Genomic DNA, 14,507 nt, shown 5'->3' with positions numbered 1-14,507 from the left:
ATATGAGTTAAGGTGAATATATGTCAATATTAGTAACAGGTGGCGCAGGTTATATAGGCTCGCATACAGTAATAAAGTTACTCGAAGACGGTTATAAGGTAATTGTTCTGGATAATCTATCAAATTCATCAAAGAAAGCAATAGAAATGGTTGAGCGAATCACCAATAATAAAATAGACTTCATTATTGGTGATATATTAGATACTAATATACTAAATGATATTTTTAGAAAAAATAAAGTAGAGTCTGTAATTCATTTTGCGGGATTAAAATCCGTTAGTGAGTCTATTAATAAACCAATTAAATACTATAAAAATAATATTTCTGGCACTTTGAATTTAATTAACGCAATGCTTAAGGCTGAAGTCTACAACTTTATATTTAGCTCTTCAGCTACTGTCTACGGCTTACCAGAAAAAAAACCATTAACTGAAGACTGTAGAACTGGAGGAACAACTAACCCTTATGGTGAATCAAAACTGATCGTTGAGGAAATGCTAAAAAGTATTTCTAATGCTGAACCAAAATTTAATGCTACATGCTTACGCTATTTTAATCCTGTAGGGGCACATGAGTCTGGACTGATCGGTGAAGATCCTAATGGGATTCCAAATAATCTTGTCCCATATTTATTGCAAGTTGCAATTGGCCGGTTAGAATACGTTTCTATTTATGGTAACGATTATCCTACGCCTGATGGAACTGGTATAAGAGATTATATTCATGTTATGGATCTTGCAGAAGGCCATTTAGCTGCTTTAAAAAAAACTGGTAGTATAGATGGTGTTTCTGTATATAATCTTGGTACAGGTAAGGGATATTCAGTTTTTGAAATCATTAACGTTTTAAGTAAAGTATCTAATAAAGACATCAAATATAAGATCGCACCAAGAAGAACAGGTGATATTGCAGAGTGTTGGTCAGACTCTTCATTGGCAAATAAAGAGTTAGGCTGGAAAGCACAGAAAGACTTATCGGAAATGATAAGGGATAGTTGGAATTGGCAAGTAAAAAACCCTAATGGTTATAAAAAAAATTAATTTATATCATCACAGCTCTAACTGATTAATAACCTTTTAGAGCTACTATTAAAAATATCAACCCAATCGTTAATGTATATTCCCAACCCCCTCATCTTTAATATCTACACGAGTGCCAATAAACTTATTCCCTTCCAATACATTGTTATCGGCGTAATCAGCAAAGTACTTACCAGAATTATCTTTGGGGTTATCACCACAATCAAAACCAGAGAGATCTCTGCTTTGGCGGGAGGCTAGCCAAATGCCGATCTGCTCGTCGGTAAAGGTGTTATTGCGGATAATATTGTGGTCGCTGTGCTGCCAGCGGATAACAGACTTCCCACTGCTGTAATGCTCGCCGCAGTTCTTATACAAAAACACACCACCCGCGCCATTGCCTTTAAATAGATTCCCCTCTATCAGATTATTGGCGGATGAATCCACCGCTAATCCTTCCCGCTTGCCCCGCCCCAGACTCTCATGACCATTATTCACGATACGGTTATTAATAATCCGGTTGTTGCGCGATGAGTGCTCCAGATATATTCCTGACATATAAGATTGCTGGACAGTAGAATTACTGAGGGTGGAGTCAGTCACGTAGTCATCAAAATAAATGCCTACTCGCCCGCTGCCAGTCACTATCACTGCGTCGATAAGAATACCCGTCGGCGTTCTGTGATAATTAATCTGGTGATCGGTGCTAAGTTGATTAGCCGGAATAGTAGAGGTAATGCGGATACCGCTGTGCCTAAAGTTGCGGATGTGGCAATTTTTGATGCTGACGTTTTTTAGTGGTTTGCCTTTGCTATTGACCATTATACCAAAGGGCAGATTATTGTCCCCTTCCAACGTAGCCCCTTGGCAGTCGAGGTGAGTATTGCTGTGCGATATCAGGAGGGATTGACGATAAATACAGTGCGGCTGCAAGCTGATATTCCCCTGTAACGTGGTGGCATCAGGTAAATAGCATGTCAGTTGAGCAGCTTGTAGCGATAATGTGTATGAGGCGGCTGAGGCTAATACTAACCAGAGGTGGCAGCGCAACAATAATCGGAAAATGGTTGCAGCAGTGTTATCTGTATTATTTATCGGCATCAGCAATAATCATTTCTCCGCCCCATCTTGAAAGGTATCCCTCAAACTCACTAAACCGGGATCTGGTAATATTCGTCTTTATATTCGGTCTTTACCGTAGGTATCAGTTCAAGCTGGTTATCACCATAATAAACCGCATTAATCTGGGTATTTCTCAGTATATATAGCCGGAATTTTTTGAATAACTTCATATCTGGCTTGAAATCAGACTGCCAAAATTGATTAAGATGCCCCTGAAACGTTAACCCTTTCATGTCATACAGCGCGTTACCCATAACGATCAACGGCTTGTTATGAATAAGGGCTGATAACCCAGCCGTGCTGTTAATCGTGACCACCGCCCTGGCGTGAGTCAGCAGTTCCGGCATCGGCAAATCGTGTACATATTTTACTCGCTCGCTGATGTTGTATTGCTTACCGAGTTTACGGATTAATGGCCCGTACAGGCGATGCCCCCTGTCCATAGGATGATGTTTGATAACTAACCACTGGTCACTACAGGCTTTTTTTGAAAATGAATACATTACGTCGTTGATGTAATCACGCACGTCGTTGTATGGGCTGTGGTTGCGGATCTGGCTATCATTGTAGACCTGTAAAACCACCAGATGGTAGCGCTGGTCAAGCTCACCCTGTAGTTGGCTCAGTACTTTTCGTTGCAAGAATCGGTACCACTGTTTACGCGCGGCAGCACGTATCCAGCAACGGGCTTCATACCAGGGTGAAAAGGATTTATGGTGACGATATTGTGGGAATTGGTGGCGGTAAAACCAGCCCGCCAGATAATAACCTATGCAACGGCGCACCCGCAGACTAAAGCATGATGTCAATTTTTTGGCGACCGGTGCTTTAATTTCTGGCAACTTACGGTAGAAATCAGGATTACGTGGCAAGGCGGAAAACGCATTCACCCCGCCCTCTTCGAGGGTAATAAAATGCGGGCGGAGGTAGCCTTCCTCAAACGCCAGAAAACGCACCCCTTTGGTCTGCGCCCAAAGTCTGGCAACCTGATGTAGCGGGCGGCAATCGCCAAAACACAAAATAGTGTCGAAGTGGTAATCTTGCCAGGTATCTTTCAACCAGGTGGGGAACTCTTTCGGCGTCTGCCTGAACACCAAATAGTCTCGCTTACGGCAATAAAACTTGTCGCCACCGTTGAATACCACGTTCACCGCTTCGCACCCCTGAGATTCGAGCCACTCAGCGGTATCACTGAAATAAGGTCCCATCGGGCCTTGTAACAGCAGGTACTTCTTCCCAGCAAGAAGTGTTGTCAGTGCACGGCAATCTGTAAGCATAAACACGCCACCATTATTATTTAACAGACTGATTTATAAGTTCATTGTTACTTTAGTTAGCATGAGCAGTTTTCTATAATTACGCATAATCCTGCCCGCCTTTCTTTTACTAAATTGCATTTCGGCACGTGGCTGAGTCGCCAATATGTCTAACGCCCGTTCTGCGGTTATTGCTTCACGCCGAAGAGGGTCAACATACGTCGGGTAAGCGATCAACGCCTGATAGACCAAGTCATCCAGCGTCAATATGCGCTGCCGACGTGGTGCTGGATGTTCGTCCTGTGTCAGCCCCCAACCCGCATAAAAAGGTATGCCGTAGCAAAATACCTGCTTCCCATGCAATAGCGCTTCAAAGCCCGAAAGCGACGTCAAAGTATGCAACTCATCCGCAGCCTGAATGCATTGGATGATGTCGGCATCCTGCGCCTGAGTGTTAGCCCAACGCGCAATATCAGCGGCAGGGATATGCCCTTGCCGGTTGCCAACCAATACGTCCGGGTGCGGCTTATAGATAATGAAAGCGTCCGGGTTACGCTGGCGCACCGTTTTCAGCAGTTCACTATTGGTACGAATACTGATTGTTCCGCTCAAAATGGATGCATCGTCTTCCACCTGGCCGGATACCAGCAGAATGCGTTTACCACTGGCTTGCGGCGGCAGACTGAATGGCGCGCCAATGTTGTATTTACTGATTTTGGCGCTGACCAACCGCTGGCGAAGTTTTGCGGCCCGCACTCGCTGTAGGTCAGTTAACCGGCTGCTATTGAGTAACGACTCAAGATCACTCGGCCGGGTGGCATCGTAGTAAATGCCGCTTTTATCCAGTACCAGCGACAGCGGCGGATGCAAGTCAGACCCCAGCCCCGATGAGCGTATAAACCCATCTTCCATACGCCATACCGGCACGTTTTGCGCCTGAGCCTTTGCTTGCCAGCGCTGTTCGCCTTTATTGCCCCATACCACACAAGCCGTGTTCGATGTTTTACGTTCTCTGAAAGAGACGTTGTTCAGTGTGGTCTTTAAAAACAGTAAAAAAATACTGCGTTTCCAGAGTGTTAATCCCGGTGCCCATAACTGCCCCTGGCGTTGTAGCTGATGATTTTTTTGCATCAACAGGCCGTCTAACACATCAAATAATGTCCCCGGCTGCCCACTACAGGGATCGATATAACGGCTGTATCGCAGATAGGCGGCGCTGAATAAATCCAGCAAACTGGCCAGCCCACGCCGGGCCGATAATCCGCCAGCCTGTGGGTGGCGATCGTCAGTCAATCCCCAACCGGCATACCAAGGCTGACCAAATACCGTGACAGATTTGCCCGCCAGCAACGCTTCAAAACCATATTGCGAAGTCACCACATACACACGGCTGACCTGGCGCAATAACGACTGCGGGCTGACATTTTCTGCCAGCAACTTGATGCGTGGATTTTTTGATATTGCCTTGAAGTAGCCTGCTTTCTTACCCTGTAAAACATCGGGATGAATTTTCAGCCAAACCTCTGCCTGTGGGTTTTCATTCAGCGCGGCATCTAACATAGCCTCAAAGTCCGCCGCACTGGCATTGCCGTACTTAACAGCCATGTCACCAAAAGTCTGGTCCACGACCAATACCGCATCACCTTGCGCAGGCGCGCCGCTGAATGCCGGTGCCAGGTTATATTTCGACAAGTCAGCATCAACAATTAACTGCATTGCCTCTCGGGCGTCGGCATAAAGTGGTTGGTTACCGGCCTGGTCAAGAATCAGCGATTCCAGTGAGCTGGCACCACTGGCGTCGTAATAGATACCCTGAGTATCCACCACCATCGACAACGGCGGGCAACCGGACACACCCAATCCCAGCGACCGGATAAAGCCGTCTTCCAGACGCACAACAGGCAAGCTGGCAGCACGCGCTAACGCGACAGCTTTATCACCGCTCGGACGATGGCCCCACACCGCCACCGCACTTATCCCCGGCGGAATTGATCGCAACGATGACAGCTTGCAGCATGGCTCAGCCAGAAAGTTTTCCAGATGCTCAATGCGATAGATCCCTGCCGAAAAGATGCCTATCATCAGAGTGTTAGCACCACTTTAGCGGCAACTGCCAACTGGTAAAGAATGGTCGAAATCCCCCGCGTTACTTCGATGTTTTTCGATTCAAACTTCGGTAATACCATCAGTTCGTCACCCGGTTGCAGCGTCTTAACGTCTTCAGCATTCAGCGCTTCACCATTCTGTTTAATCAGAATGACTTTGGTGTTACTGGCTTTTTGCGTATAACCGCCAACCTTGGTGATGTAATCATCCGGGCTAAGCCCTTTCTGCCAGCTCACCGCATTCGGGAACATCACTTCGCCATGGATCATGACCAGTGAGGTCTTTTCAGGGATCTTAATCACGTCACCGTCTTCCAAAATCACCTGATCAAGATTGCTTTCATTGAGCACCACTTCGCCTTTGGGTACCACGTTGCGGGCTTTGTTAACGAAGCGGCTGATAAGCTGTGCTTCTTGCATCCGCAGACGGGCCTCTTCTGAGGTGGAAGACTGTGCAGATAAAGAGGCTTCTTCGAGTTTTTGCAGTGATAGGTCAAGCATCTCTTTCTGACGCAGCGCGACCGAGCGGCGATACAGTTGGATCGAGTCCATTTGCGACATGCTATTTGGGCGGATTTTTGTCAGAACCTGACGCATGGTCGCACCATAGGGCAGTACCATGGCATGCTCGCCAGAATGCGCACCTTCGATCCGAACCTGAATGGTTCCTGAGTAGCGATCCGTACTGATAATCAGCTTATCGCCATCTTGTAATGAGCGCCCTGGTGCAGAGCTAAGCGGATAGTATTCACTGCGCTTAATCGTACCTTGCTGGCGAATAATGGTCATATGGGTGGCCCCCGGCTTAGGGCGTGCCCAACTCAGCGCTTCACTCACCGGAATAGTGCTATTGCGGAATTCAAAGTCGTAGCTGTTGAACACTTCGCCTTCCACACTGAAAGTGTGTTGGCGTGGACCGACCACGATAGTATCGCCGTCAGAAAACTGTGATAGCCCCAAGTTGCCGTTGAGGAGAAAATCGTACAAGTTAACCTGTGAGCGCACGCGGTTACCACGTTTGATGCTGATATCCACATAGCTGCCACTCTGGGTATCGACGCCACCGGCTTTACTGAGATAGGAGAGTAACGAGTCAGATGCCACCCCGCCGTACAAACCAGGGTTATTAACATAACCGGTGACAAACACCTTGACCGGTTGAGCCTGCAATAAAGAGGCGTAGACATTCACATTCGACTGATAGACCTGTTTGACTTTGGCCGTCACCACGCTGTTTATCTGGCTATTTGGGATGCCAACCACTTTCAGCGGGCCAACGTTTGGCAAGAAGATATTACCTTTCGGGTCCACACTCAGCGCACCTTCAAAGTTAAATGCTCCCCATAACCGTACCTGGATCTGATCCCCCAAACTCACCACGTAGTTTGGATTGAAACCGATACTGGAACCACTATCCGCCGCAGAGACCGAAGTAAAGAGCTGCGCACCAAACATGCGGCTCATCACCACCGGGATCACCGGTGGGGGGGTATCGTCAAACTGACTGTCGTTATAAGACCGCTGGCTTTGACCAGAAATAATCGACGGCAACGGTGCCGCCCCCGTCATATTGGGATCGGCATTCAGATCAACGGCCTGAGCGGATGTTGCCTGTATGGCAATAATCAGAAGAACAGATTTCAATAATTTCATAGCATGCTCTGAGTTACTGCCTGCGGTATCATTCCGACAAGCTAGAAATAGCGTTAAAACAGCGTCAATCTTTATGATCGTCAATCACCGTCAGCAATAATTTGACGGTGCCAAAAAGTAAGCAACAAACCAGTAACCAACTGATAAGCAGATACAAACTGCTGGGGAACTTTGATTCCTGCGGTAACTGAGGAGAGCTGATCACCGATAACATCTTCAGCTTTCTTGCCGCGTCAACGCGGGTTTTCTCAATTGATGTCAGGGTCAATTTGTAGATATCAGTATCGAACTGCACCTTGGCTTTAATCTCTTCAAAATCCACCGCCATACGGTTTAATTTGAGCCCATCGGGTGCGGTGACTTTGCTTTTTTCATTATCAATCTGGCTGGCGAGTGACTTGAGTGCATTTTGTGCACTGACCACCTGAGGTGCATCTTCACGCAAGAAAGTCAGTAGGTTACGCAATTCCGCTTCCATCTGGATGCGCTGGCTTACCAACGTATTAATCAATGAGGTCGCGGCCAAAGCCTGAGCTTCAGGGTCAAGAATATTATTGCTGTTCTGATAAGTGAGTAGCTCGGTTTTGCTGCTATTTAACCGCGTGCGCGCGTCCTGCATTTCGTTTTCAGCAAACAGCAACTGCTCGCGGGCAATGCGGTGTGAGATCTCATTGATAAATCGTTCGGATTCTTTCAAAACAGCCTGATTGAATTTTTGGGCAAATTCAGGTGAGAACCCCTGTGTACCAATGGTGAGCAAACCGGTTTTATCATCGTAAGAAACAGAGATACGGTTACGGTAATAATTAAGGAATTGCTCACGAGTGGCGCTATCAGACAAATGATAGAAAAAATCCCAACCGCTGTGACCGAAAGCCTGACGAAAATCGAGCTGTTTATCCAAGACCGCCAACATATCAGGAGAATTAATATATTCTTTCAGATATAAGGCATCTTCGGCAGAACTTGGGTTACCAGCGCCCATCAGCAAAGCTACGTTCAGATTACTGCCATTGAGATCGTTGGAATGTTTGATGGCAACTTTAGATTCACTGAGATAGCGTGGCTGGCTAAAAATCAATAAGTAGAGAATCAGCAGCAACATCGGTATCAGAATCATAATCTTACCTAAATGGCGCTGTACCTTGGACAGAGTTAAGTGTGACATGCGCACGCGCTTCAACATATCACCAGGCCAAGCCGACTTTATTTTTTCAATAAACATGGGTTTCATCATTTGTTATTTGCGCGGGCATTTCCCATCACTTCTAATGCAAATATCAGCGGAAAATTCGAGTAATAAAATAACCATTACCCAGCTTAGGTAAATTAAACTCGCCGATAGTAGGTATTATGTTCAATCAACAGATGTAGCAACATACGATTAGCCCAGAGGGATAAGCCCATGTTGGGCTGAAATACAGACGTTTTGCCAGCAAAACTCTAAGTGAAGGGGTAAATCAATAAAAATTGCGGCTACAACACTGTTGATTATTATATTTTTACACTTAAAGGATTTTAATAAATATTACAACCCTTTAACTTACTTAAGTCATTGAAAATAAACATTCACAAAAATAGAGCATCAAATAAAATATATATGAACTTTCAATAGAGAATATAAGACCAACACGAACAGCAGCAGTATAGAAAGAATAGACAACCAACACCAATTGGTTAAATGTTACAGAATGTAACCATACGCAGCCAAATAAATCTGGCATAGTAAATTGATTTATAAGAATTTTCTCAAAAACAAACTAAAATACCCTTACAACTCATAGCAGTAAATAACGACAACTTAAATTAAATGGCTAATCAATGAAGCTGACTGTATGAATATTCCTACAATATTTATTTTAACTATGTGATGCGAATTGGCTATATTTACAAAATAGGTTTTTCTAATAGCCCACAATTAATTGCATAAATATCATTTACCAATAGATAACATCAGCAGGCAATTTGGCTGGAGGGAAAGGACAACAACAGAGTTCTAATGTACTTAAATATGATTAGTTATAAATCAAAATCTCTGGCGCCAAAAATCCGCTCAGTTTTATAACGTATAAACCCAATAGATTTCAAAATGCAGGAAGGCGGCAAGCGAAAGACAAATTGGTTGTAAACCATTTTGAACAACGCTTGCGCTGGCCCGTAGAGTGAGCCTCTGATGAAGTTCATAATCCCGATGAGCGCACGACGGTAAGTGATTCGGGTGGTTGAACGCGGCCAACACACCTGCAACTTGAAAGATGACGGGTATAGATTCAAGACTATAAAAGTTGAAGCATTGAACGGGAGGCGCAAATATCCTATCAAGCCCAACTGACAGTGTGTTCAGATGGGCTTGATAGGCTAGGGTAACCAGCAGTCGGTTTACTCAAAAACCCCTGTCGACAAATATCGGTCACCACGGTCACAGATAATCGCCACGATCACCGCACCGGGATTCTCAGCAGCCACCCGCAGTGCGCCAGCAACCGCACCACCAGAACTGACACCACAAAAAATCCCCTCTTCCGTGGCCAGTCTTCGTGTCGTTACCTCGGCTTCACGCTGCGTGATATCCAGTACCTGATCAACCAACTCAGGGCGGAAAATCCCCGGCATGTATTCCGGTGACCAACGGCGAATACCAGGAATACTGCTGCCCTCCGCCGGTTGCAGGCCGATAATGGTAACTTGTGGGTTTTGGCTTTTCAGATATTGGCTAACGCCGGTAATCGTCCCTGTCGTTCCCATGCTGGACACAAAATGGCTCACTTTCCCCGCAGTTTGTTGCCAGATTTCCGGCCCGGTACCGGTGAAATGTGCATAGGGGTTGTCAATATTATTAAACTGATCCAACACTTTGCCCAACCCCTGAGCCTGCATCCTCAGCGCTTCATCGCGCGCGCCTTCCATTCCTTGCTCGCGGCTAACCAAAATTAGCTCCGCACCGTAGGCACGCATTGCAGCCTGCCGCTCTTGGCTCATGTTTTCTGGCATCAGCAACTTTAGCTTATAGCCCTTCATGGCCGCGATCATCGCCAGCGCAATACCGGTATTACCGCTGGTTGCCTCGATCAACACATTACCCGGTGCTATTTCACCACGTAATTCGGCCTGTTGGATCATTGCCAGTGCCGCGCGGTCTTTGACCGAGCCTGCCGGATTATTGCCTTCCAGTTTGACCCAAATCTGCGCATCCAGCCCTTGGCTTAAACGTTGCAGTTTGACTAGTGGGGTGTTGCCAATGCAGTGTTCGAGGGTTGTCACTGTAAATACCTATTCAATACCCTTTCTCCTTGAAGCGGCAGCTATGTTCACTGCTCTCACGAACCCGAATCACTTACTTATGTAAGCTCATCGAGATTATGAGCCTTATTGAGGCTCACCCTACGGGCCAGCACAAGCGCTGTTCAAAATGGTTTACAACCAATTTATCGCTCGTTAGCTGCCTTGCTGCCACTCCAATGACGTTGGGTATAATTCTATGTTTACCAAAAGAAGAAAAACTTATCAGGCGCTTTGCGCTAACGCAATGGGTTGTAATAATTGGTCGCCAGAATATAAGCGTGCATTTAACCCGCCCACATAATAACGATTACCGCGCACCGGGGCGTCAATTTCGCCTTCCGGCAGTACCACACTGATAGGATCTTGATGCCAACCAATAGGTTGCACCGTCAATTGCCAGAAATGCCCACGCGGGCTGACTTCAAGCACCTGAACCGGTAGCGGGCAACGAGCACTGGCGTGTGTATTGACTTCCATCTCCCACGGTCGCAGGAATAAATCAACACTGCCCTGATGCATCGGTGCCAAATCCAGCGGCCAGTGGTGCGCGCCAATATAGAGTTGTGAGCCTCGAATCTCCCCACTCAAGCGATTAACTTCACCCAGAAACTCCAACACAAAGCGGGTCGCAGGGTAGCGCCACACTTCATCTGGCGTCCCGACCTGCTCAATATTACCCTGGCTCATCACTACCACCCGATCAGCAACTTCCATTGCTTCTTCCTGATCGTGGGTAACGAATACGCTGGTAAATTTCAGTTCTTCGTGTAGCTGGCGTAACCAGCGACGTAACTCTTTACGCACCTGTGCATCCAGCGCACCGAATGGCTCATCCAGTAACAGGATTTGGGGTTCGACGGCCAACGCACGCGCCAAGGCCACACGCTGTTTCTGCCCACCAGAAAGTTGTGATGGATAACGGCTGGCAAGGTGCCCTAACTGCACCATTTCTAACAGTTGTTCTACTTTCTGCTTGATGGCTGCCGCATTCGGCCGCTCGCGGCGCGGTAACACTGTCAAACCGAATGCAATGTTATCGAACACCGTCATATGGCGGAACAGGGCGTAATGCTGGAAAACAAACCCGACACGTCGATCACGGGCATGCAGGCGGCTAACGTCAGTGCCATGGAAACTTAAACGCCCGGCGTTCTGGTTCTCCAGCCCGGCGATAATGCGCAGCAGGGTCGTTTTCCCCGAACCGGAAGGACCAAGCAAGGCCACCATCTGACCAGAAGGAATATCAAGCCGGATGTCATTCAGTACCTTGGTACGACCAAAATACTTGCTGATATTATCAATCTCAATGCTCATGCTTTTGCTCCTGTTCGAGACGAACAACCTGACGCGCTAAGCGCCATTGCAGGCCACTTTTCAGAAAAAGGGTCAATATTGCCATCAGGGTCAGTAACGCGGCGGCGGTAAATGCCCCTGCGGTGTTGTAATCCTGATGCAACAACTCAACTTGCAGTGGCAAGGTGTAGGTTTCGCCACGAATAGAACCGGATACCACCGAGACGGCCCCGAACTCGCCAATAGCGCGGGCGTTGGTCAACACCACGCCATACAACAACGCCCAGCGAATGTTCGGTAACGTCACCCGACGGAACATCTGCCAGCCAGATGCCCCAAGTAATACTGCGGCTTCATCTTCCTGGCTGCCCTGACTCATCATTACCGGCACCAGTTCACGCACCACAAATGGGCAGGTGACGAAAATGGTGACCAGCACCATACCGGGCCAGGAGAACATCAATTGAATATCGTGAGAATCTAACCAGCCGCCCACCACACCATTTGAACCGTAAAACAGCAGGTACATCAGGCCGGCAACTACCGGTGAGACCGCAAACGGGATATCAATTAGGGTCATCAATAACTGACGGCCGGGAAATACAAACCGCGTCACCAACCATGCCAGTACCACACCAAACACCAAATTCACCGGCACCGTAATCAGTGCCACCAGCACAGTCAGCCAAATGGCATGCAACATGTCCGGGTCTAATAAATTTTGCCCAACCACCGCAATTCCTTTGGAAAAAGCGGTGATAAAGATCCACGCCATCGGGATCACTAACAGTAAAAATGAGAACACCGCGCCAATGGCGATCAGGGTCCATTTGCCCCAATTGATGGGTGGGCGGGCCACGCCGTTAAATTCCGTGATATCAGCCATCAGTGCCCGCCTATCCGCCGACCAAAGCGGCTTTGTAACGTGTTAATACCAAACAGCAATACCAGTGAAACAGCCAGAATAACGGAAGCAATGGCACTGGCAGCCGGGTAATCAAATTCTTGTAGCCGGATGAAGATCATCAGCGAGGTGACTTCTGTCTTCCAGGCAATGTTACCGGCGATAAAGATAACTGCGCCAAACTCCCCCAGACTGCGGGTAAAGGATAAAGCAGTGCCTGCCAGTAACGCCGGAGCCAGTTCTGGCATCACCACCAGCCGGAAGCTCTGCCAACGGCTGGCACCGAGAGTTTCTGCGGCTTCTTCATATTCGGGACCCAATTCTTCCAACACCGGTTGTACGGTGCGCACCACAAACGGCAAACTGGTGAATGCCATCGCTACGGCAATCCCCAACCAGGTAAAGGAAACTTTAATTCCTAGTTCGTTTAACCAGGCACCGTACCAGCCCGTAGTAGAAAACAGCGTTGCCAGTGTCAAACCCGCCACTGCCGTGGGTAAGGCGAACGGTAAATCCATCAAACCATCCAGCAAACTGCGGCCAGGGAACTGATAGCGGGTCAAGATCCATGCCATCAACATGCCAAAAACCGCATTAAATATGCTGGCAACGCCTGCGGCCAGTAAGGTCACCTTATAAGCAGCGACCACTTGGGGGTTAGTAATCACCTCCCAGTACTGGGCCCAACTCATCTGTGCAACCTGCATGACTAACGCGCTGAGCGGTAATAATAAGATCAGGCAGGTGTAAAGCAGGCTGCTCCCAAGACTGAGGGTAAATCCGGGCAGAACCCGTTTACTGGATGCCGACAACATTACTGATGCCCTTGCGCTAACAATTTATCCAGCACACCGCCAGTCACAAAATGGGTGCTCATCACCTGCGGCCAGCTACCGAATTGATCTTCAACACGGAATAGTTTGGTTTGTGGGAATTGGGACTTAGCTGCTTCCATTGCCGCTTTGTCGTAAACCCGATAATTGAAGCTGGTGATCACTTGCTGCGCTGGCGGGCTGTAGAGATAGTTGAGATAAGCTTTAGCCGCTTTCTCAGTGCCATTTTTCTCGACATTCTTATCCACCCAGGCCACTGGGAATTCAGCCAGAATATCTACCGGCGGGACAATTACTTCGTATTTATCACTGCCATACTCTTTGCGGATATTGTTAACTTCCGATTCAAAACTGATCAGCACATCACCCAACCCGCGTTCGACAAAGGTGGTGGTAGCACCACGGCCACCGGTATCAAACACCACCACATTGGTCAGAAAACGCTTCATCCAGTCGCGGGTTTTGGCCTCATCCTTGCCATTCGCTTGTTGGGTAGCGCCCCAGGCTGCCAGATAGGTATAACGGCCATTGCCAGAAGTTTTTGGATTCGGGAACACCAGTTTGACGTCTTCACGCACCAAATCATCCCAGTTGTGGATATTCTTTGGATTGCCCTTACGAACCAGGAACGCCATGGTGGAATAGAACGGTGAGCTGTTATTAGGTAAACGCGCCTGCCAGTCTGCCGGGATCAGATTGCCGCGGTCATGTAGGATCTGCACATCGGTGACCTGGTTATAGGTCACTACATCTGCTTTCAAGCCCTGTAAGATAGCCAGAGCCTGTTTAGACGACCCGGCATGAGATTGTTTGATGGTCAGCTTGTCGCCGGGATTCTGCTGCTCCCACTGTTGCTGGAAGCCTGGATTGAGTGCCGCGAATAACTCGCGGGAAACATCATAAGAGCTGTTAAGTAACTCAGTGGCAGAGGCAGTTGCACTGCCGAAAATTAACGCGCTTAATAAGGCAACACGGTGCCATCCTTTATGCGTAGCGCTCTTCACTGAAGTCTGTTTCATGCCGCACCTTATTCACTGAGT

General features: G+C 47.7%; 11 protein-coding genes. 1 reads left to right on the top strand and 10 read right to left on the bottom strand.

Annotated features, from left to right (window positions below):
* Nucleotides 1–20: 20 nt before the first annotated feature.
* Nucleotides 21–1,040 carry a UDP-glucose 4-epimerase GalE gene (galE, locus tag A6J67_RS09900; protein ID WP_050296759.1) on the top strand — a complete coding sequence of 340 codons (1,020 nt, stop codon included), beginning with the start codon at nucleotides 21–23 and terminating at the stop codon, nucleotides 1,038–1,040.
* 69 nt (nucleotides 1,041–1,109) lie between these two features.
* Here the strand turns inward: galE and A6J67_RS09895 are convergent, their stop codons facing one another.
* The 10 genes from A6J67_RS09895 to A6J67_RS09845 form a co-directional block, all read right to left on the bottom strand.
* A complete protein-coding gene (locus A6J67_RS09895; RefSeq protein ID WP_105165827.1) occupies nucleotides 1,110–2,120 on the bottom strand; it encodes a right-handed parallel beta-helix repeat-containing protein in 1,011 nt (336 codons plus the stop codon).
* Between the two features lie 50 nt (nucleotides 2,121–2,170).
* On the bottom strand, nucleotides 2,171–3,418 hold the full coding sequence (locus A6J67_RS09890) for a capsule biosynthesis protein (protein WP_050296760.1): 1,248 nt from the start codon (nucleotides 3,416–3,418) through the stop codon (nucleotides 2,171–2,173).
* 33 nt (nucleotides 3,419–3,451) lie between these two features.
* Entirely contained in the window at nucleotides 3,452–5,479 is a 2,028-nt protein-coding gene (locus A6J67_RS09885) for a capsular polysaccharide biosynthesis protein (protein ID WP_050296761.1), read from the bottom strand.
* Nucleotides 5,479–7,155 (bottom strand): polysaccharide biosynthesis/export family protein, encoded by a 1,677-nt coding sequence (locus A6J67_RS09880; protein ID WP_032905966.1) that lies wholly within the window; start codon nucleotides 7,153–7,155, stop codon nucleotides 5,479–5,481. Before A6J67_RS09880 ends, A6J67_RS09885 begins: the two co-directional genes overlap by 1 nt.
* A gap of 64 nt (nucleotides 7,156–7,219) precedes the next feature.
* Nucleotides 7,220–8,392, bottom strand: a complete 1,173-nt coding sequence (locus A6J67_RS09875; protein WP_005183784.1) for a capsule polysaccharide transporter — start codon at nucleotides 8,390–8,392, stop codon at nucleotides 7,220–7,222.
* A gap of 1,142 nt (nucleotides 8,393–9,534) precedes the next feature.
* Nucleotides 9,535–10,416: a cysteine synthase CysM gene (gene cysM / locus A6J67_RS09865; protein WP_005183790.1), complete on the bottom strand. Its 882-nt coding sequence runs from the start codon at nucleotides 10,414–10,416 to the stop codon at nucleotides 9,535–9,537.
* Between the two features lie 243 nt (nucleotides 10,417–10,659).
* Complete coding sequence (gene cysA, locus A6J67_RS09860; protein ID WP_032905968.1) at nucleotides 10,660–11,751, bottom strand: sulfate/thiosulfate ABC transporter ATP-binding protein CysA; 1,092 nt, start codon at nucleotides 11,749–11,751, stop codon at nucleotides 10,660–10,662.
* A complete protein-coding gene (gene cysW, locus A6J67_RS09855) occupies nucleotides 11,741–12,616 on the bottom strand; it encodes a sulfate/thiosulfate ABC transporter permease CysW (protein WP_005183797.1) in 876 nt (291 codons plus the stop codon). Before cysW ends, cysA begins: the two co-directional genes overlap by 11 nt.
* Complete coding sequence (gene cysT / locus A6J67_RS09850) at nucleotides 12,616–13,449, bottom strand: sulfate/thiosulfate ABC transporter permease CysT (protein WP_032905969.1); 834 nt, start codon at nucleotides 13,447–13,449, stop codon at nucleotides 12,616–12,618. Before cysT ends, cysW begins: the two co-directional genes overlap by 1 nt.
* Entirely contained in the window at nucleotides 13,449–14,486 is a 1,038-nt protein-coding gene (locus tag A6J67_RS09845; protein ID WP_050296763.1) for a sulfate ABC transporter substrate-binding protein, read from the bottom strand. Before A6J67_RS09845 ends, cysT begins: the two co-directional genes overlap by 1 nt.
* Nucleotides 14,487–14,507 lie beyond the last annotated feature (21 nt).

Origin of the sequence: Yersinia sp. FDAARGOS_228 (assembly GCF_002073315.2) — a bacterium.
GTDB lineage: Bacteria > Pseudomonadota > Gammaproteobacteria > Enterobacterales > Enterobacteriaceae > Yersinia > Yersinia intermedia.
Note: the sequence above shows the minus strand (reverse complement) of the source record. Positions and strands in the feature narration are given on the sequence as shown.

Coding starts and splice junctions, on each gene's coding strand:
- galE (WP_050296759.1), top strand. CDS start 21: ATGTCAATATTAGTAACAGGTGGCGCAGGTTATATAGGCTCGCATACA.
- A6J67_RS09895 (WP_105165827.1), bottom strand. CDS start 2,120: ATGCCGATAAATAATACAGATAACACTGCTGCAACCATTTTCCGATTA.
- A6J67_RS09890 (WP_050296760.1), bottom strand. CDS start 3,418: ATGCTTACAGATTGCCGTGCACTGACAACACTTCTTGCTGGGAAGAAG.
- A6J67_RS09885 (WP_050296761.1), bottom strand. CDS start 5,479: ATGATAGGCATCTTTTCGGCAGGGATCTATCGCATTGAGCATCTGGAA.
- A6J67_RS09880 (WP_032905966.1), bottom strand. CDS start 7,155: ATGAAATTATTGAAATCTGTTCTTCTGATTATTGCCATACAGGCAACA.
- A6J67_RS09875 (WP_005183784.1), bottom strand. CDS start 8,392: ATGATGAAACCCATGTTTATTGAAAAAATAAAGTCGGCTTGGCCTGGT.
- cysA (WP_032905968.1), bottom strand. CDS start 11,751: ATGAGCATTGAGATTGATAATATCAGCAAGTATTTTGGTCGTACCAAG.
- cysW (WP_005183797.1), bottom strand. CDS start 12,616: ATGGCTGATATCACGGAATTTAACGGCGTGGCCCGCCCACCCATCAAT.
- cysT (WP_032905969.1), bottom strand. CDS start 13,449: ATGTTGTCGGCATCCAGTAAACGGGTTCTGCCCGGATTTACCCTCAGT.
- A6J67_RS09845 (WP_050296763.1), bottom strand. CDS start 14,486: ATGAAACAGACTTCAGTGAAGAGCGCTACGCATAAAGGATGGCACCGT.